At 53.6% G+C, this 18116-nt stretch carries 15 protein-coding genes and 1 tRNA gene; 6 read left to right on the forward strand and 10 right to left on the reverse strand.

The genetic code is table 11. The features are described 5' to 3' along the window. The first annotated feature begins 219 nt into the window (after positions 1-219). Both rhlB and gppA read left to right on the forward strand, forming a co-directional pair. The gene (gene rhlB / locus FDX24_RS19890; protein WP_048214059.1) at positions 220-1488 is read left to right on the forward strand and encodes an ATP-dependent RNA helicase RhlB; all 1269 of its coding nucleotides are present in this window, start codon (positions 220-222) and stop codon (positions 1486-1488) included. Positions 1489-1496: 8 nt separating this feature from the next. Continuing rightward, positions 1497-2981 (forward strand): guanosine-5'-triphosphate,3'-diphosphate diphosphatase, encoded by a 1485-nt coding sequence (gppA, locus tag FDX24_RS19895; RefSeq protein WP_048214058.1) that lies wholly within the window; start codon positions 1497-1499, stop codon positions 2979-2981. Between the two features lie 50 nt (positions 2982-3031). Here the strand turns inward: gppA and rep are convergent, their stop codons facing one another. Then, a complete protein-coding gene (rep, locus tag FDX24_RS19900) occupies positions 3032-5053 on the reverse strand; it encodes a DNA helicase Rep (protein WP_061066911.1) in 2022 nt (673 codons plus the stop codon). 84 nt (positions 5054-5137) lie between these two features. Between rep and ppiC the strand changes: the two genes are divergently transcribed. After that, a complete protein-coding gene (gene ppiC / locus FDX24_RS19905; protein WP_003017999.1) occupies positions 5138-5419 on the forward strand; it encodes a peptidylprolyl isomerase PpiC in 282 nt (93 codons plus the stop codon). Positions 5420-5512: 93 nt separating this feature from the next. Here the strand turns inward: ppiC and ilvC are convergent, their stop codons facing one another. Beyond that, a complete protein-coding gene (gene ilvC / locus FDX24_RS19910) occupies positions 5513-6988 on the reverse strand; it encodes a ketol-acid reductoisomerase (RefSeq protein ID WP_048214056.1) in 1476 nt (491 codons plus the stop codon). 156 nt (positions 6989-7144) lie between these two features. Here ilvC and ilvY point away from each other — a divergent pair, with 156 nt between their 5' ends. Continuing rightward, positions 7145-8035, forward strand: a complete 891-nt coding sequence (gene ilvY / locus FDX24_RS19915) for an HTH-type transcriptional activator IlvY (RefSeq protein ID WP_048214055.1) — start codon at positions 7145-7147, stop codon at positions 8033-8035. A gap of 86 nt (positions 8036-8121) precedes the next feature. Here ilvY and ilvA read toward each other — a convergent pair whose 3' ends face one another. The 6 genes from ilvA to ilvL form a co-directional block, all read right to left on the reverse strand. Next, positions 8122-9666, reverse strand: coding sequence for a threonine ammonia-lyase, biosynthetic (gene ilvA / locus FDX24_RS19920; protein ID WP_048214102.1), 1545 nt, complete (start codon positions 9664-9666; stop codon positions 8122-8124). Between the two features lie 5 nt (positions 9667-9671). Further along, a complete protein-coding gene (gene ilvD / locus FDX24_RS19925; RefSeq protein ID WP_061066909.1) occupies positions 9672-11522 on the reverse strand; it encodes a dihydroxy-acid dehydratase in 1851 nt (616 codons plus the stop codon). A gap of 60 nt (positions 11523-11582) precedes the next feature. Beyond that, positions 11583-12512 (reverse strand): branched-chain amino acid transaminase, encoded by a 930-nt coding sequence (locus FDX24_RS19930; protein ID WP_003018014.1) that lies wholly within the window; start codon positions 12510-12512, stop codon positions 11583-11585. A gap of 17 nt (positions 12513-12529) precedes the next feature. After that, positions 12530-12793 (reverse strand): acetolactate synthase 2 small subunit, encoded by a 264-nt coding sequence (gene ilvM, locus FDX24_RS19935; RefSeq protein WP_003018017.1) that lies wholly within the window; start codon positions 12791-12793, stop codon positions 12530-12532. Then, positions 12790-14436 carry an acetolactate synthase 2 catalytic subunit gene (gene ilvG / locus FDX24_RS19940; protein ID WP_048214053.1) on the reverse strand — a complete coding sequence of 549 codons (1647 nt, stop codon included), beginning with the start codon at positions 14434-14436 and terminating at the stop codon, positions 12790-12792. Before ilvG ends, ilvM begins: the two co-directional genes overlap by 4 nt. A 139-nt stretch (positions 14437-14575) precedes the next feature. After that, a complete protein-coding gene (gene ilvL, locus FDX24_RS19945; protein WP_001311244.1) occupies positions 14576-14674 on the reverse strand; it encodes an ilv operon leader peptide in 99 nt (32 codons plus the stop codon). A 352-nt stretch (positions 14675-15026) separates the two neighbouring features. On the opposite strand from ilvL, the gene FDX24_RS19950 reads away from it, so the two are divergent. After that, positions 15027-16547, forward strand: a complete 1521-nt coding sequence (locus FDX24_RS19950; RefSeq protein ID WP_137364803.1) for a YifB family Mg chelatase-like AAA ATPase — start codon at positions 15027-15029, stop codon at positions 16545-16547. Positions 16548-16571: 24 nt separating this feature from the next. Here the strand turns inward: FDX24_RS19950 and maoP are convergent, their stop codons facing one another. Further along, complete coding sequence (maoP, locus tag FDX24_RS19955; protein WP_003018025.1) at positions 16572-16910, reverse strand: macrodomain Ori organization protein MaoP; 339 nt, start codon at positions 16908-16910, stop codon at positions 16572-16574. A gap of 106 nt (positions 16911-17016) precedes the next feature. Between maoP and hdfR the strand changes: the two genes are divergently transcribed. Next, positions 17017-17862 carry an HTH-type transcriptional regulator HdfR gene (hdfR, locus tag FDX24_RS19960; protein WP_101743119.1) on the forward strand — a complete coding sequence of 282 codons (846 nt, stop codon included), beginning with the start codon at positions 17017-17019 and terminating at the stop codon, positions 17860-17862. Between the two features lie 102 nt (positions 17863-17964). On the opposite strand, the gene FDX24_RS19965 is transcribed toward hdfR, so the two are convergent. Continuing rightward, positions 17965-18040 (reverse strand) — tRNA-Trp (locus FDX24_RS19965). Positions 18041-18116 lie beyond the last annotated feature (76 nt).

The raw sequence follows: 18116 nt of genomic DNA on the forward strand, positions 1-18116 counted from the left end.
CCTGGTGTGTTGGTGTTTACACATCATCCTTCAAGCCGCCTTTTTGTTGGCTGTGCGCTGCGTCCTGGTCACGTACTCAATACGCGTCTTTGGACCCATTCACTTGCCATCTCGACGCATCATGAATGAATTGTGTACAGTATTAACCAACTAAAGGTTGACTTTATTTCACCGGATACGCTTTCGTAAAGCAATAGTAAGCTGATATTCTACCACACTATGAGCAAAACACATTTAACAGAACAGAAGTTTTCCGACTTCGCCCTGCACCCGAAGGTGATAGAAGCCCTTGAAAATAAAGGGTTTCATAACTGCACGCCCATTCAGGCTCTCGCGCTGCCGCTTACGCTGGCAGGCCGTGATGTTGCAGGGCAGGCGCAAACCGGTACCGGAAAAACGATGGCGTTCCTGACGTCAACGTTTCATTATCTTCTCTCTCATCCCGCGATTGACGATCGCAAGGTGAACCAACCGCGTGCGTTAATTATGGCGCCAACGCGTGAGTTAGCCGTGCAGATCCACGCCGACGCCGAGCCGCTGGCACAGACCACCGGTCTGAAATTAGGCCTGGCTTATGGCGGCGACGGTTACGACAAACAGCTGAAAGTGCTGGAAAGCGGCGTCGATATTCTTATCGGCACGACCGGTCGTCTTATCGACTACGCAAAACAGAACCATATCAACCTGGGCGCGATTCAGGTCGTGGTGCTGGATGAAGCCGATCGTATGTACGATCTGGGCTTTATTAAAGATATCCGTTGGCTGTTCCGTCGTATGCCGCCAACCACCCAACGTCTGAACATGCTGTTTTCTGCAACCCTCTCTTATCGCGTTCGCGAACTGGCGTTTGAACAAATGAATAACGCCGAGTACGTTGAAGTCGAACCGGAACAGAAGACGGGCCACCGTATTAAAGAAGAACTCTTCTATCCTTCCAACGAAGAGAAAATGCGTTTGCTGCAAACGCTGATTGAAGAAGAGTGGCCAGATCGCGCCATTGTTTTTGCTAACACCAAACATCGCTGTGAAGAGATCTGGGGCAGTCTTGCCGCTGACGGACATCGCGTAGGCTTGCTTACCGGTGACGTGGCGCAGAAAAAACGCCTGCGTATCCTTGATGAGTTCACCCGTGGCGATCTCGATATTCTCGTCGCAACCGATGTCGCGGCGCGTGGCCTGCACATCCCAGCCGTAACGCACGTGTTTAACTATGACCTGCCGGATGACTGTGAAGATTACGTCCACCGTATTGGTCGTACAGGTCGTGCAGGCGCAAGTGGTCATTCTATTAGCCTGGCTTGTGAAGAGTACGCGCTGAATTTACCTGCAATCGAGACCTACATTGGCCACTCGATTCCGGTCAGCAAGTACAACCCGGACGCGCTAATGACTGACCTGCCAAAGCCGCTGCGCATGACGCGCCCACGCCCAGGCAATGGCCCGCGTCGTACCGGTGGTGCTCCGCGTAATCGTCGTCGTTCAGGTTAACGTAAGATATGCTCACAACCACTTCGCTGTACGCCGCAATCGATTTAGGCTCGAATAGTTTTCATATGCTGGTTGTACGCGAAGTGGCGGGAAGCATCCAGACGCTCACGCGTATTAAACGCAAGGTGCGTCTGGCCGCTGGACTCAACAGCGACAACATTCTCTCCGCTGAAGCCATGGAACGCGGCTGGCAATGCCTGCGCTTGTTTGCTGAACGTCTGCAGGATATCCCGCAACCGCAAATCCGCGTGGTCGCCACGGCAACATTGCGCATCGCGGTAAACGCCGATGTCTTTATCGCCAAAGCGCAAGAGATCCTCGGCTGCCCTGTCCAGGTCATCAGTGGTGAAGAAGAAGCACGACTGATTTATCAGGGTGTTGCCCACACCACTGGCGGTGCCGATCAGCGTCTGGTCGTTGATATTGGCGGAGCCAGTACGGAACTGGTTACCGGCTCCGGCGCCCAAACAACCTCTCTGTTCAGCCTGTCAATGGGCTGCGTTACCTGGCTCGAACGGTACTTCACCGATCGTAATCTGGCGCAGGAAAATTTTGACGAAGCCGAGAAAGCGGCGCGTGAGGTTCTGCGCCCGGTCGCCGACAAACTGCGTTTTCATGGCTGGAAAGTTTGCGTTGGTGCCTCCGGTACCGTCCAGGCGTTGCAGGAAATCATGATGGCGCAGGGTATGGATGAGCGCATTACGCTGGCCAAACTTCAGCAGCTTAAGCAGCGCGCTATCCACTGCGGTCGTCTGGAAGAGTTGGAAATCGAAGGGTTAACGCTGGAACGCGCACTGGTGTTCCCCAGCGGGCTGGCAATCCTGATCGCGATTTTCACTGAGTTGAATATTCAATGCATGACCCTGGCCGGCGGCGCACTGCGTGAAGGTCTGGTTTACGGTATGCTGCACCTGCCTGTCGATCAGGATATTCGCAGCCGTACGCTGCGTAATATTCAGCGTCGCTTTATGGTTGACACCGATCAGGCGAACCGCGTCGCACAGTTGGCTGTACATTTATTCGATCAGGTGAAAGATGAGTGGCATCTTGAGGCCATTAGCCGTGAACTGCTGCAAAGTGCCTGTCAGCTGCATGAAATAGGGCTGAGCGTGGAATATAAGCAGGCACCGCTGCATGCCGCCTGGCTGGTGCGTAATCTCGATCTTCCGGGCTTCACTCCCGCGCAGAAAAAGCTGTTAGCCACGCTGTTATTAAATCAGACCAACCCAGTCGATCTCTCTTCGCTCCACCAGCAAAACGCCGTGCCGCCGCGCATCGCGGAGCACCTTTGCCGTTTGCTACGCCTGGCGATCATCTTCGCAAGCCGCCGCCGTGACGATTTAGTGCCACATATCACCCTGCAAGCTCAGGATGAAGATCTGACGCTAACGTTGCCGGAAAGCTGGCTGGAACATCATCCATTAGGTAAAGAGTTGATCGATCAGGAAATCCAGTGGCAAAGCTATGTCCACTGGCCGCTGGAAGTGCGTTAGATGCTGGCTGCCGGATGGCGCTCACGCTTATCCGGCCTACCAAATAAATATTACTTCTCTTTGGCTTTCGCCATCATTGCCCGGATATTCGCGATGCTGGCCTGCCCCTTTTGCATCCGCTCCTCAGCGCTCACCACTTTACGCTCCTGTTCCCAGATAACGTCATCCTGTGGCAGTTCCAGCAGGAAGCGGCTTGGCTCCGGACGCACCAGTTCACCGTACTGACGGCGTTCTTTGCACAACGTGAAGATAAGCTCTTTCTGTGCACGGGTAATGCCGACGTAGGCCAGACGACGCTCTTCATCAATGTTGTCTTCATCGATGCTGCTCTGATGAGGTAAGAAGCCCTCTTCCATTCCCACCATAAACACATAGGGGAACTCCAGCCCTTTTGAGGCATGTAACGTCATCAACTGCACCTGGTCCAGCTCTTCTTCACTCTCTCCACGCTCCATCATGTCGCGCAGGGTAAAGCGGGTAACGACCTGGGTCAGGGTCATTGGCTCTTCCAGCTCACTGCCTTCCAGCATCTCCGTCATCCAACTGAACAGCGTATTGACGTTTTTCATACGCATTTCAGCCGCTTTCGGGCTCGGCGAGGTTTCATACAGCCATGATTCGTAATCAATGCCATGGATCAGGTCACGCACGGCAGCAATCGGTTCACGCTCCGCGAGGCGCTGGATTTCCCCCAGCCAGTGCGTAAAGCGGGTTAGAGAATCATAACCGCGGCCGGTCAGCGTCTGGCTTAGACCCATATCAAAGCTGGCAGTAAACAAGCTTTTATTACGCGTCATCGCCCACTCACCCAACTTTTGCAGTGTCGCCGGGCCGATCTCACGCTTCGGCGTATTGACGATACGCAAAAACGCGCTGTCGTCATCCGGGTTGCTCAGCACACGCAGGTAGGCGAGCAGATCTTTGATTTCCGGACGCGAGAAAAACGATGTCCCCCCGGAAATTTTGTACGGGATGCGGTTTTGCATCAGGAATTTTTCGAACACCCGTGACTGGTGGTTGCCGCGATACAGGATCGCATAGTCCTTATACTGCGTCTTATTCACAAAGTGATGAGCAATCAACTCCCCGGTCACGCGTTCCGCTTCATGCTCTTCGTTGTTGGCACTCAGTACTTTCAGCTCAGGTCCGTAGCCCAGCTCAGAGAACAACCGCTTTTCAAATACGTGCGGATTGTTAGCAATGAGAATATTTGCGGCCTTGAGGATACGTCCGGAAGAGCGATAGTTCTGCTCCAGCTTAACCACCTGCAGCGCCGGAAAATCTTTGCTCAGCAGTACCAGGTTCTGCGGACGCGCGCCGCGCCAGGAGTAAATAGACTGATCGTCATCACCCACCACGGTAAAGCGCGCACGTTGCCCCACCAGCAGCTTCACCAGCTCGTACTGGCTGGTGTTGGTATCCTGGTATTCATCCACCAGTAGGTAGCGGATTTTGTTCTGCCAGCGCTCGCGCACCTCTTCATTACGCTGAAGCAGCAACGTCGGCAGTAGGATCAGATCGTCAAAGTCCAGCACGTTACACGCCTTCATATGCGCGTCGTACAGGCCATAGCAGTGCGCGAAAATACGATCGCGTTCGCCTTTAGCGCTGGCTGCTGCCTGCACCGGGGTCATCAGATCGTTTTTCCAGTTGGAGATCGTTGAGATCAGCTGTTGAAGGATAAGTTTATCGTCTTCAATTAGCCCTTCGGTCAGTTCCTTAAGCAGAGCCACCTGATCGGTATCGTCAAACAGCGAGAAGTTCGACTTCATCCCCAACGCCGCAAATTCACGCTTGATGATATCCAACCCCAACGTGTGGAACGTGGAGATCATCAATCCACGCGCCTCTTTACGACCCAGCGTCTGCGCCACACGCTCTTTCATTTCACGCGCGGCCTTATTGGTAAAAGTCACCGCCGCAATATGGCGTGCCTGATAACCACATTCACGGATCAGATGCGCAATTTTATTGGTGATAACGCGCGTCTTTCCGGAACCCGCCCCCGCCAGCACCAGGCAAGGTCCTGTGACAAATTCGACGGCTTGTTGTTGTCCGGGATTCAAACGCATAAAGATCACTCAATGAAAGTCAGGAGGGGAAATTTAGAGCATGGTAGTATAGCCAGCCTCAACTACCCCACTCAAGGCACGATCATGGCAAAAACAGCAGCAGCAGTGCATATCCTTGTTAAAGAAGAGAAACTGGCTTTGGATCTTCTGGAACAAATTAAAAACGGTGCCGACTTTGGCAAGCTGGCGAAGAAACACTCAATCTGCCCATCAGGCAAACGCGGCGGTGATTTAGGCGAATTCCGCCAGGGCCAGATGGTTCCGGCGTTCGACAAAGTGGTCTTCTCTTGCCCGGTGCTGGAGCCAACTGGCCCGCTGCACACGCAGTTCGGTTACCACATCATTAAAGTGCTGTACCGTAACTAATAAAAAAGCCGGGTGGCGGCTGTCGCCTTACCCGGCCTACATTCTCGGCTAAATTGTCGGTCGGGTAAGCGCTAGCGCCACCCGACAATCAATTTAACCCGCTACCGCAATACGCTTCATATCCGTCATATAACCACGCAGTTTCTTACCAACCTGCTCGATAGCGTGGCCGCGAATCGCTTCGTTCACATCACGCAGCTGCGCGTTGTCTACCGCACCTTCGGCAATCGCTTTGCCCAGATCGCCGGTCTGCAGAGTGGTCATGAACTCTTTCAGCAGCGGTACGCAAGCGTAAGAGAACAGGTAGTTACCGTATTCTGCGGTATCGGAGATAACCACGTTCATTTCGTACAGACGCTTACGCGCGATGGTGTTCGCGATCAGCGGCAGTTCGTGCAGTGATTCGTAGTAAGCAGACTCTTCGATGATGCCAGAATCAACCATGGTTTCGAACGCCAGCTCAACGCCCGCTTTCACCATCGCGATCATCAGTACGCCTTTATCGAAGTACTCCTGCTCGCCGATTTTACCTTCAAACTGCGGTGCGGTTTCGAACGCGGTTTTACCGGTCTCTTCACGCCAGGTCAGCAGTTTCTTATCGTCGTTGGCCCAGTCAGCCATCATGCCGGAGGAGAATTCACCGGAGATGATGTCGTCCATGTGTTTCTGGAACAGCGGTGCCATGATCTCTTTCAGCTGTTCGGACAGCGCATAAGCGCGCAGTTTTGCCGGGTTAGACAGACGGTCCATCATCAGCGTGATACCGCCCTGCTTCAGCGCTTCGGTGATGGTTTCCCAGCCGAACTGAATCAGTTTTTCCGCATAAGCCGGGTCAGTACCTTCTTCCACCAGCTTGTCGAAGCACAGCAGAGAGCCCGCCTGCAGCATACCGCACAGAATAGTCTGCTCGCCCATCAGGTCAGATTTCACTTCCGCCACGAAGGAAGACTCCAGCACGCCCGCACGGTGACCGCCGGTTGCCGCAGCCCAGGCTTTAGCGATCGCCATGCCTTCGCCTTTCGGGTCGTTTTCCGGGTGGACGGCGATCAGCGTCGGTACGCCGAAACCACGTTTGTACTCTTCACGCACTTCGGTACCCGGGCACTTCGGTGCCACCATCACAACGGTGATGTCTTTACGGATCTGCTCGCCCACTTCGACGATATTGAAACCGTGGGAGTAACCCAGCGCCGCGCCGTCTTTCATCAGCGGCTGTACGGAACGCACAACGTCGGAGTGCTGTTTGTCTGGCGTCAGGTTAACCACCAGGTCAGCCTGCGGGATCAGTTCTTCGTAGGTACCTACTTTGAAGCCGTTTTCGGTCGCTTTACGCCACGAAGCACGTTTCTCAGCGATCGCTTCTTTGCGCAGTGCGTAGGAAATATCCAGACCGGAGTCACGCATGTTCAGGCCCTGGTTCAGACCCTGAGCGCCACAGCCGACGATGACCACTTTTTTACCCTGAAGGTAGCTTGCGCCGTCGGCGAATTCTTCGCGGCCCATGAAGCGACATTTGCCCAGCTGAGCCAGCTGCTGACGCAGATTCAGTGTATTAAAGTAGTTAGCCATGATGGTGTACTCCGTGATGTTGTGTTGTGGTGCTTATTATTCGGTTCGCTTTTGCGAGAATGAACCCACTATATGACAGGAAATTTATTGCGGAAATTGATATATTCACAACGTCACATTGCAATATCTGCAACGTCAAAATAAAGAGGTTCGCCGGTGGATTTACGCGATCTGAAAATGTTCCTGCATCTGGCGGAAAGCCGCCATTTTGGCCGCAGCGCGCGGGCGATGCACGTCAGCCCCTCCACGCTCTCCCGGCAAATTCAGCGTCTTGAAGAAGACCTCGGCCAGCCGCTGTTTGTCCGCGATAACCGCACGGTGACGCTCACCGAAGCCGGTGAGGAGCTGCGCGTGTTTGCCCAGCAGACGCTGCTGCAGTATCAGCAATTACGCCATACCATTGATCAACAAGGACCGTCGTTGTCCGGTGAACTGCATATCTTCTGCTCAGTGACTGCCGCCTACAGCCATTTACCACCGATCCTCGACCGCTTCCGCGCCGAGCATCCGTCGGTGGAAATCAAGCTCACCACCGGTGACGCGGCTGATGCAATGGAAAAAGTCGTCACCGGCGAGGCCGATCTGGCAATTGCCGGTAAGCCCGAGACACTGCCCGGCGCGGTGGCATTTTCCATGCTGGAGAATCTGGCTGTGGTATTGATAGCGCCAGCACTGCCCTGCCCGGTGCGCAACCAGATTTCGGTGGATGAGCCAGACTGGTCAACGGTGCCGTTTATCATGGCCGACCAGGGGCCGGTGCGCCGCCGCATTGAGCTGTGGTTCCGGCGCAATAAAATCAGCAACCCGTCGATTTACGCCACCGTGGGCGGCCACGAGGCGATGGTGTCGATGGTGGCGCTGGGCTGCGGCGTAGCATTGTTGCCAGAAGTGGTGCTGGAGAATAGCCCGGAGCCGGTACGTAACCGCGTGATGATTCTGGAACGTAGCGACGAAAAAACACCGTTCGAGCTGGGCGTATGCGCACAAAAAAAGCGGCTGCATGAGCCGCTTATTGATGCTTTCTGGAAGATATTGCCAAATCACTAGCCGCCGAACGGCGGCGCAAGCACCTTAACCGGCAGAGAGTCAGGGCGCAGGCCTGACAGGCGCAGTGCCGTCAGGCTCCCCAAACATTACCCTGCGAGAAAAAAACGAAACGCCGGGTTATGTGTTTCATCATGACAGTCATAGCCCAGTTCATTTAGTCGCGTTTCGAAATCAGGTTCATGTTCACCCAGTTCAAATGCTGCCAGAACACGGCCGTAGTCAGTTCCATGACTGCGATAGTGGAACAATGAAATATTCCAGTGCGTCCCCAGAGTATGCAGAAACTTCAGCAGCGCCCCCGGCGATTCCGGGAATTCGAAGCTGAACAGTCGCTCCTGCAAGGGTTTTGACGGACGTCCACCGACCATATAGCGCACGTGCAGCTTCGCCATTTCGTCGTCGGACAGATCCACCACACTGTAGCCGCCGTCACTAAGCAACTGGAGGATTTCTTTACGTTCTTCCAGACCACGGCTCAGGCGTACGCCGACAAAAATGCAGGCATCTTTGGCATCAGCAAAACGGTAGTTAAACTCAGTAACCGAGCGCCCACCCAGCAGTTGGCAAAATTTCAGGAAGCTGCCCTTCTCTTCCGGGATGGTCACCGCCAGCAGCGCTTCGCGCTGTTCCCCCAATTCACAGCGTTCAGACACGTAGCGCAGGCCATGGAAGTTAACGTTCGCACCGGACAGCACATGTGCAAGTCGTTCACCGCGAATATTGTGCTGGGCGATGTATTTTTTCATTCCCGCCAGCGCCAGCGCGCCCGATGGCTCAGCCACGGCTCGCACATCTTCAAACAGGTCTTTCATCGCTGCGCAAATAGCATCGCTATCAACGGTGATAATGTCGTCGAGGTATTCCTGGCACAGACGGAAGGTTTCATCACCAATGCGTTTGACCGCCACGCCTTCAGCAAAAAGACCGACGCGCGGGAGATCAACCGGATGACCGGCATCCAGCGCCGCTTTCAGGCAGGCGGAATCTTCAGCTTCAACGGCGATCACTTTGATCTGCGGCATCAGCTGTTTGATCAACACCGCCACGCCCGCCGCCAGACCGCCGCCGCCCACCGGGACAAAAACACGGTCAAGGTGAGCATCCTGCTGCAGTAACTCCAGCGCCAGCGTACCCTGCCCGGCAATCACCATCGGATGATCGAACGGCGGAACCCAGGTAAAACCCTGCTGCTGCGATAGCTCAATCGCTTTGGCTTTGGCTTCATCAAAATTCGCGCCATGCAGCAGCACTTCTCCGCCGAAGCCGCGAACGGCATCGACTTTGATATCGGCAGTAGCCGTTGGCATGACAATCAGCGCCTTCACGCCTAGTCGCGCAGAAGAGAACGCGACACCCTGAGCATGATTACCCGCCGATGCGGTGATGACCCCATGCGCTTTTTGCTCTTCGGTCAGGCCCGCCATCATGGCGTAGGCACCGCGTAGCTTGAAGCTGTGAACGGGTTGACGGTCTTCGCGCTTGACCAGAATAACGTTATCGAGGCGCGAAGAGAGCTTTTCCATTTTCTGTAGCGGCGTTACCTGTGCCGCTTCGTATACCGGCGCACGCAGTACCGCTCTGAGATACTCGGCGCCCTCAGGAGCACCAGATAGAGGTTGTGAATCCGCCATGGTCATTATCCCCCGAGTTTCGACTTATCGCGCACCGCGCCTTTGTCGGCGCTGGTTGCCAGACTGGCGTAGGCGCGCAGCGCAAAGGAGACCTGACGCTGACGATCTTTAGGCGTCCAGGCTTTGTCACCGCGTGCTTCCTGTGCTTCGCGGCGTGCCGCGATTTCCGCATCGCTCAACTGCAGTTGAATACCACGATTCGGGATATCGATAGCAATCATATCGCCGTCTTCGATAATCGCGATATTACCGCCGCTGGCCGCTTCCGGGGAAACGTGGCCGATAGACAGGCCGGATGTGCCGCCGGAGAAACGGCCATCTGTTATCAGCGCACAGGCCTTGCCGAGCCCCATCGATTTCAGGAAGGTGGTTGGGTAGAGCATTTCCTGCATGCCTGGCCCGCCTTTCGGCCCTTCGTAGCGAATGACAACCACGTCGCCAGCCACCACTTTACCGCCGAGGATTGCTTCAACCGCATCGTCCTGGCTTTCATACACTTTCGCCGGGCCGGTAAATTTCAGGATGCTGTCATCCACACCTGCGGTTTTCACGATACAGCCGTTTTCCGCGAAGTTACCGTACAGGACTGCCAGACCGCCATCTTTGCTGTAAGCATGTTCCAGCGAACGGATACAGCCTTCGGCGCGATCGTCATCCAGCGTATCCCAACGGCAGTCCTGCGAGAACGCCTGAGTGGTACGGATGCCCGCCGGGCCAGCGCGGAACATCTTTTTCACCGCGTCATTCTGGGTAACGGTGATATCGTACTGTTCCAGCGTCTGCGGCAGGGTCAGACCGAGCACGTTTTTCACGTCACGGTTCAACAGGCCGGCGCGGTCCAGTTCGCCGAGGATCCCCAGCACACCACCAGCGCGGTGCACATCTTCCATATGGTATTTCTGGGTGCTTGGCGCCACTTTACACAGCTGCGGAACCTTGCGGGACAGCTTGTCGATATCACTCATGGTGAAGTCGATTTCCGCTTCCTGCGCCGCCGCCAGCAGGTGCAGAACGGTGTTGGTGGAGCCACCCATGGCGATATCCAGCGTCATGGCATTCTCAAACGCCGCCTTGCTGGCAATGTTGCGCGGCAGCGCAGAAGCATCATCCTGCTCATAGTAGCGTTTAGTCAGCTCAACGATGCGTTTACCCGCGTTAAGGAACAGCGTTTTACGGTCGGCGTGAGTCGCCAGCAGCGAACCATTACCCGGCTGCGATAAACCCAGCGCTTCGGTCAGACAGTTCATGGAGTTTGCGGTGAACATCCCGGAGCATGAGCCGCAGGTCGGACAGGCAGAACGTTCAACCTGTTCGCTTTGTGAGTCAGAGACTTTCGGGTCCGCGCCCTGAATCATTGCATCAACCAGATCGAGCTTGATGATTTGGTCAGAGAGCTTGGTTTTCCCGGCTTCCATCGGGCCACCAGAAACAAAGATCACCGGAATGTTCAGACGCAGGGAGGCCATTAACATCCCCGGGGTGATTTTGTCGCAGTTGGAGATGCAGACCATCGCATCGGCGCAGTGGGCGTTAACCATGTACTCAACGGAGTCAGCGATCAGCTCGCGTGACGGCAGTGAATACAGCATGCCCCCGTGGCCCATGGCGATACCATCATCCACAGCAATGGTGTTGAACTCTTTCGCTACGCCGCCAGAGGCTTCGATTTGTTCGGCAACCAGCTTACCGAGATCGCGCAGATGGACATGGCCCGGCACAAACTGGGTAAAAGAGTTCACCACAGCGATAATAGGTTTACCGAAGTCATCATCGGTCATCCCGGTGGCGCGCCACAGTGCGCGGGCACCCGCCATATTACGGCCGTGGGTGGTGGTAGCAGAACGATACTTAGGCATGCTTGATTAACTCCCGTCTGTCTAATAATTGGGACGGTGCGTGCCGTCCCAAATTTATGTTTATTGATTAACCTGATCTAACCAGCCGTATTTATCTTCCGTTTCACCGGTGAAGAGGCCAAAGAAGGCCTGCTGGATGCGTTTGGTGACAGGGCCGCAGCGGCCTTCGCCCACCTGAATACCATCGACGCTGCGTACGGGCGTGATTTCGGCCGCAGTACCGGACATAAACACTTCGTCGGCCAGGTACAGCGATTCACGGGACAGCACCTGCTCACGCACTTCGATATCGAGATCTTTCGCCAGCTTAATGATTGCGTCACGGGTGATACCTGGCAGCGCGGAGGAGGTAAACGGCGGGGTAAACAGAATGCCGTCTTTTACTTCAAACAGGTTTTCACCCGCGCCTTCAGAGATGTAACCATTCACATCCAGAGCAATACCTTCCTGGTAACCATGACGACGCGCTTCGCTACCCACCAGCAGCGAAGACAGATAGTTACCACCAGCCTTAGCAGCGGTAGGGATAGTGTTTGGCGCAACGCGGTTCCAGGAAGAAACCATCGCGTCGATCCCCTGCTCCAGCGCTTCAGCACCGAGGTAAGCCCCCCACGGGAACGCGGCGATAATCACGTCGGTGGTGTAACCCGCTGGCGGGTTAACGCCCATCCCCACGTCGCCAACAAACACCAGCGGACGGATATAGGCGCTGGTCAGATTGTTTTTACGAATCACCTCACGGCAAGCTTCCATCAGCTCATCAACGCTCTGAGAAACCGGAAAACGATAGATCTTGGCTGAATCACGCAGACGCTGCATATGTTCGCGATGACGGAACACCACCGGCCCTTTGTGAGAATCGTAGCAACGGATGCCTTCAAATACAGAAGTACCGTAGTGCAGCGCGTGGGACATCACGTGAACCTTCGCGTCTTCCCAACGAATCATCTCGCCATTAGACCAAATGTAATCAGCTTTTTTCGTCGTCATTTTTCTTCCTTTTGCGCTCAGGCGCGGATTTGTTGTGATGTGGTTGTGCTCTGGCAGATGGCAACATGTGCAACGTCCACCAGTTTACTTAACTGACTAAACAGTAAGTCGACCGACCGGGGGCTGGCAACGGTCAATTCGATATTTATATTCTGCGCATCGCTGGCGGCTTCCATATTCATGGAGCACACCTGAAAACCACGATGGCGTACCACGCGTAAAACACGTTCTAACGTTTCCGGATTGAAACGAGCCTCAACGGCGACCTGATGTTGCATCATGATAATTTCTCCAGCATTTCTGAGTTACTGGCACCTGGCGGTACCAGAGGCCAGACATTCTCAAGTTCGTCGATTGAGACATGAAGCAGGTATGGCCCCTCGCTGTTCAGCATGGTGTCGAGTGCCGCTTCAACCTGGTCTTTACGGGTGATGTGCTGACCAGGTATGCCGAAGGCGCTGGCCAACATGAGGAAATCGGGGTTATCGGTAAGGGTGGTTTCGCTATAACGTTCCTGGAAAAACAACTGCTGCCATTGTCGCACCATGCCTAACCGCTGGTTGTCGAGTAAAACTATCTTCAGCGGCAACTGCTTGCGTTTTACGGTGCCGAGTTCCTGTACATTCATCATGAAGGAACCGTCACCGGAGATACAGATTACCGTATCGTTCGGGCGAGCAACCTGTGCGCCAACCGCGGCAGGTAAACCAAAGCCCATCGTACCCAAGCCGCTCGAGGTGATGAAATTTTCCGGGCGGGTATAGGTCATATGCTGTGCAGACCACATCTGATGCTGGCCAACATCCGTCGTAACAACGCTATCCGCTGGTTTACGGTCCGACAGTTGTTTTAACAACAACGGTGCATAGATGGCCTCACCCGGATGGTCGTAGCGCCAGGTATGCTCTGCTCGCAGTTCTGCACTGTGCTGACGCCATTCGTCAATCTTCAACGTCTGCTGTAATGCCGGCAGCAGCGAATTTAAATCGCCCTGCAGGGCCACATGCGCCTGGCGCAGTTTGTTCATTTCTGCCGGGTCGATATCCATGTGGATCACGCTGGCGTTCGGTGCGAAAGTATTCAGCTTACCAGTCACCCGGTCATCAAAACGCGCGCCAACTGCAATCAGTAAATCACACTCTTGCACCGCGAAATTTGCCGCTTTAGTACCGTGCATACCCAACATGCCCAAATAGTATGGGTAGTCAGCATCTACTGCGCCCAGACCTTTCAGCGTGCAAGCGACAGGCATTTGAGTAAGCGCAATAAACTCACGCAGGGCCGGAACCGCCTGTGCCATACCTACGCCGCCACCAACGTACAGAATGGGTTTCTGCGCCTGCGCCAGCATGTTACGCGCCTGCTCAACGTCAGCATGCGGAAAAGCCTCAACGTTTTCGACGGTCGTAAAATACGGCTCCAGCGTACCGCTGGCTAATTGGATATCTTTCGGGATATCCACCAGAACCGGACCCGGGCGACCGGAATTCGCCACGGCGAAGGCCTCAGCCATGATGCGCGGCAGCTCTTCCAGTGACTGCACCAGGAAGCTGTGTTTGGTGCAGGACAGCGACATACCAAGCACGTCCACTTCCTGGAACGCATCCGTTCCGATGAAAGGTGATGCCACCTGGCCGGTGATCGCGACCACTGGAACAGAATCTAACAACGCATCGGCAAGTCCGGTGATCAGGTTGGTAGCACCAGGGCCGGAAGTGGCGATACAAACACCGGTTTTACCCGTTGCACGGGCATAACCAATCGCCGCCATCGCCGCACCCTGCTCGTGTCGGCACAACAGGTGCTCTACGCCGCCGTCATACAATGCATCGTAAACCGGCATAATTGCGCCACCGGGATAACCAAAGACGGTTTGAACCCCTTGTGCACGCAACGCATGTACCACCCACTGTGCCCCATTCATAGTTACATCCCCGCCGTAAATCTTGAGAAACAGAATTTTATGCTGTCGTTCACTTTCTGCTCCTCGTTTAAGTTTTTAAGGTCAAAAAAAACCCCCGGACCTTTCGGTGCGGGGGTCTTAGTTCGTTAAGGCTTGTTTTCTAAGCCTTTCCTCGTCCAAGTGCAGCCCCGCACGGTGGGATAATAATCACCACCACGCTAATCACGACCAGGCTAATCACTCGTAGAAGGGCTGTCATTTTTGTATTTTCTTGCATCTTGTTCGAAGGAATACCTAAAGAGTTACCATAGAATTTGCGAATAGCACAAGATATTTTTGTTTTCATTTTTCTGACGCCGTTAACGGTTTAGATAAATATCGTTGTTTTTTATACAAAAAATATAAAATGAAAATATTTCACGTTTCAGCGCATCAGCACCACCTGCGATCTCTTTCCTCGGCACACTTATACGCATTTGCGAGCGAGATTCCAGACATGGGGCAAGCAATTCCTGATTACACAAAAACACAGGAATAAGCGTCTAAAAACATCAATTATGCAGAATCTTGCTGATATCTATTGCGACATAATATTCCCATCAGGAGGGGTTATGTCACTATCGATTGTTCACACACGCGCCGCCCTCGGCGTGAATGCACCAGCCATTACCATCGAGGTACATATTAGTAATGGCCTGCCTGGTTTAACCATGGTGGGGTTACCTGAAACGACAGTGAAAGAGGCTCGCGATCGGGTACGCAGTGCAATTATTAATAGCGGGTATGAATTCCCGACCAGGAAGATAACCATCAACCTGGCTCCGGCTGACCTCCCCAAAGAAGGGGGGCGATATGATTTACCTATCGCTGTTGCGCTTCTGGTCGCTTCTGAGCAGCTTACACCCCATAATCTCGATACCTATGAGCTGGTAGGCGAATTAGCGCTTACAGGCGCTTTACGCGGCGTTCCAGGCGCTATATCAAGCGCAACCGAAGCGATTCGTGCAGGCCGGCGAATCATTGTCGCTAAAGAGAATGCCGCAGAGGTTGGTCTAATACACGGCGAAGGGTGCCTGATTGCCGATCACCTGCAGGCGGTATGCGCATTCCTGGAAGGAAAGCATGATTTAGACAAACCGCAATCTGCAGACTTTACCGCCGAACCTTCACCAGAGGATCTCAGCGATGTTATCGGTCAGGAACAGGGTAAACGAGGGCTGGAGATCACCGCCGCTGGTGGTCACAACCTCCTGTTTATCGGCCCGCCTGGTACGGGCAAGACCATGCTGGCCAGCCGTCTCAGAGGGCTGCTTCCTCCACTTAGCAACGATGAGGCGCTGGAAAGTGCAGCGATCCTCAGTCTGGTTAATTCCGATACGATACAAAAACAGTGGAAGCAACGCCCTTTTCGTTCTCCCCATCATAGTGCTTCATTAACCGCAATGGTCGGTGGAGGCTCTATTCCTGCGCCAGGCGAGATCTCCCTGGCACATAACGGTATATTATTTCTGGATGAATTACCTGAGTTTGAGCGACGCACGCTGGATGCACTGCGCGAACCCATTGAGTCCGGGCAGATCCATCTATCCCGCACCAGAGCAAAAATAACCTATCCCGCGCGCTTTCAACTCATTGCTGCAATGAATCCAAGCCCGACAGGCCATTATCAGGGGAATCATAACCGCTGTACCCCAGAACAGACGCTGCGCTACCTCAATCGGCTGTCAGGGCCTTTTCTTGACCGCTTTGACCTCTCCCTCGAAATTCCCTTACCGCCACCCGGCATACTCAGCCAGAGCGTAGTGAAAGGTGAAGATAGCGCAACGGTGAAGCAACGCGTCATCGCCGCACGAGAGCGTCAGTATCGGCGGCAAAATAAGTTAAATGCGTATCTGGACAGCCAGGATATCCATAAATACTGTGTACTGCGCAGTGATGATGCGCACTGGCTTGAGGACTCGTTAGCTCGTCTTGGATTGTCCATCCGCGCCTGGCTACGCCTGATAAAAGTCGCACGTACCATTGCGGATATTGAACAGTGCGACCATATCACCCGCCAGCACTTGCAGGAGGCCGTTGCTTATCGGGCGATAGACAGGTTATTAATTCACCTGCAGAAATTACTGGCATAAAAAAAGGGCTTACGCCCTTTTTTATTAATCATCAGATTCGGTGTAGTCTTCTGCACCTTCCACCTGAGGTTTCCCGCCAGACAGCGTGTGGAAGCGTTTTGGACGCTTAATGCGCGTCATGTATTTAGACCACACGCGTTCAGCTTCGGTAACTGGCTCACGTTCACCACGGCATACCGCAACAAACAATTTTTCTTCTTCAGTTACTGGCTCACGTTTACCCAGATCCAGCTCGTTGAAGGCATAGCCATGACGCTCAAGCAGCTGTGCCTCTTTAATGGTGAAATCACCATGACGGGAGAATCCGCGGGGGTAATATTTATTGTCGAAATATCGATTAGTCGTCGTAAAGCTTTCCGCCATCCTGCACGCTCCTAATTCTTTGGCCGAGCTATTTATGGCGCGGAGTATTAGTTACGCTTGACAGAGCGTCAAACAAAAGATTTAAATCATCACGACAAATAATTTTATGGAGCGCGTTGTGGATACGGAATTGTTAAAAACTTTCCTGGAAGTTAGCCGGACACGCCACTTTGGTCGGGCAGCTGAAGCGCTCTACCTGACCCAGTCGGCGGTGAGTTTTCGGATCAGACAACTGGAAAATCAACTGGGTGTGAACCTGTTCACCCGACACAGAAACAATATTCGTTTGACCGCTGCAGGTGAAAAATTATTGCCTTACGCTGAAACGCTGATGAATACATGGCAAGCAGCACGTAAGGAGGTCGCGAATACCTCACGGCACAACGAGTTTTCGATCGGTGCCAGTGCATCCCTTTGGGAATGCATGCTCAATGACTGGTTACGGCGTTTATACCAATCTCAGGAGCCACAATCCAGCCTGCAGTTTGAAGCGAGGATCGCTCAGCGCCAGTCGTTAGTAAAGCAGCTCCATGAACGACAGCTTGATCTACTGATTACTACCGAAACGCCAAAAATGGACGAATTTAGCAGCCAACTGTTGGGATATTTCACGCTGGCGCTCTATTGTAGCTCTCCATCGCAAACCAAAGATGAACTGAATTACCTACGCCTGGAATGGGGACCGGATTTTCAGCAGCACGAAGCGGGATTGATTGCTGGAGATGAAGTGCCGGTACTTACCACCAGTTCTGCAGAACTGGCAAGACAGCAACTTTCTGTAATTAAAGGGTTTAGTTGGCTTCCCGTCAGTTGGGCCAGAACCAAAAGCGATCTTCATACAGTTACTGACAGTGCGACTCTTTCACGTCCGTTATATGCGGTTTGGCTGCAAAATAGCGACAAACATGCACTTATTCGCGATCTGCTGAAAACAAATATTTTGGAAGATTAATGAAAACGCTGGCAAGGATGCCGGGAAAAAATGAACTGGAAGATCCAGAATATGATGTTCAGGTAAAAAAAAATCCTTAGCAAGGATGCTAAGGATTGTTTCTGGCAGGGGCGGAGAGACTCGAACTCGCGACACCCGGTTTTGGAGACCGGTGCTCTACCAACTGAGCTACGCCCCTAAATTTTCTTATCATTAAGCCTGCTTAGTAGCAGGCTTAATTTTCTAATAAGTGGCGGAACGGACGGGACTCGAAC

The organism is Citrobacter sp. wls716 (assembly GCF_005280975.1).
Lineage (GTDB): Bacteria > Pseudomonadota > Gammaproteobacteria > Enterobacterales > Enterobacteriaceae > Citrobacter > Citrobacter youngae.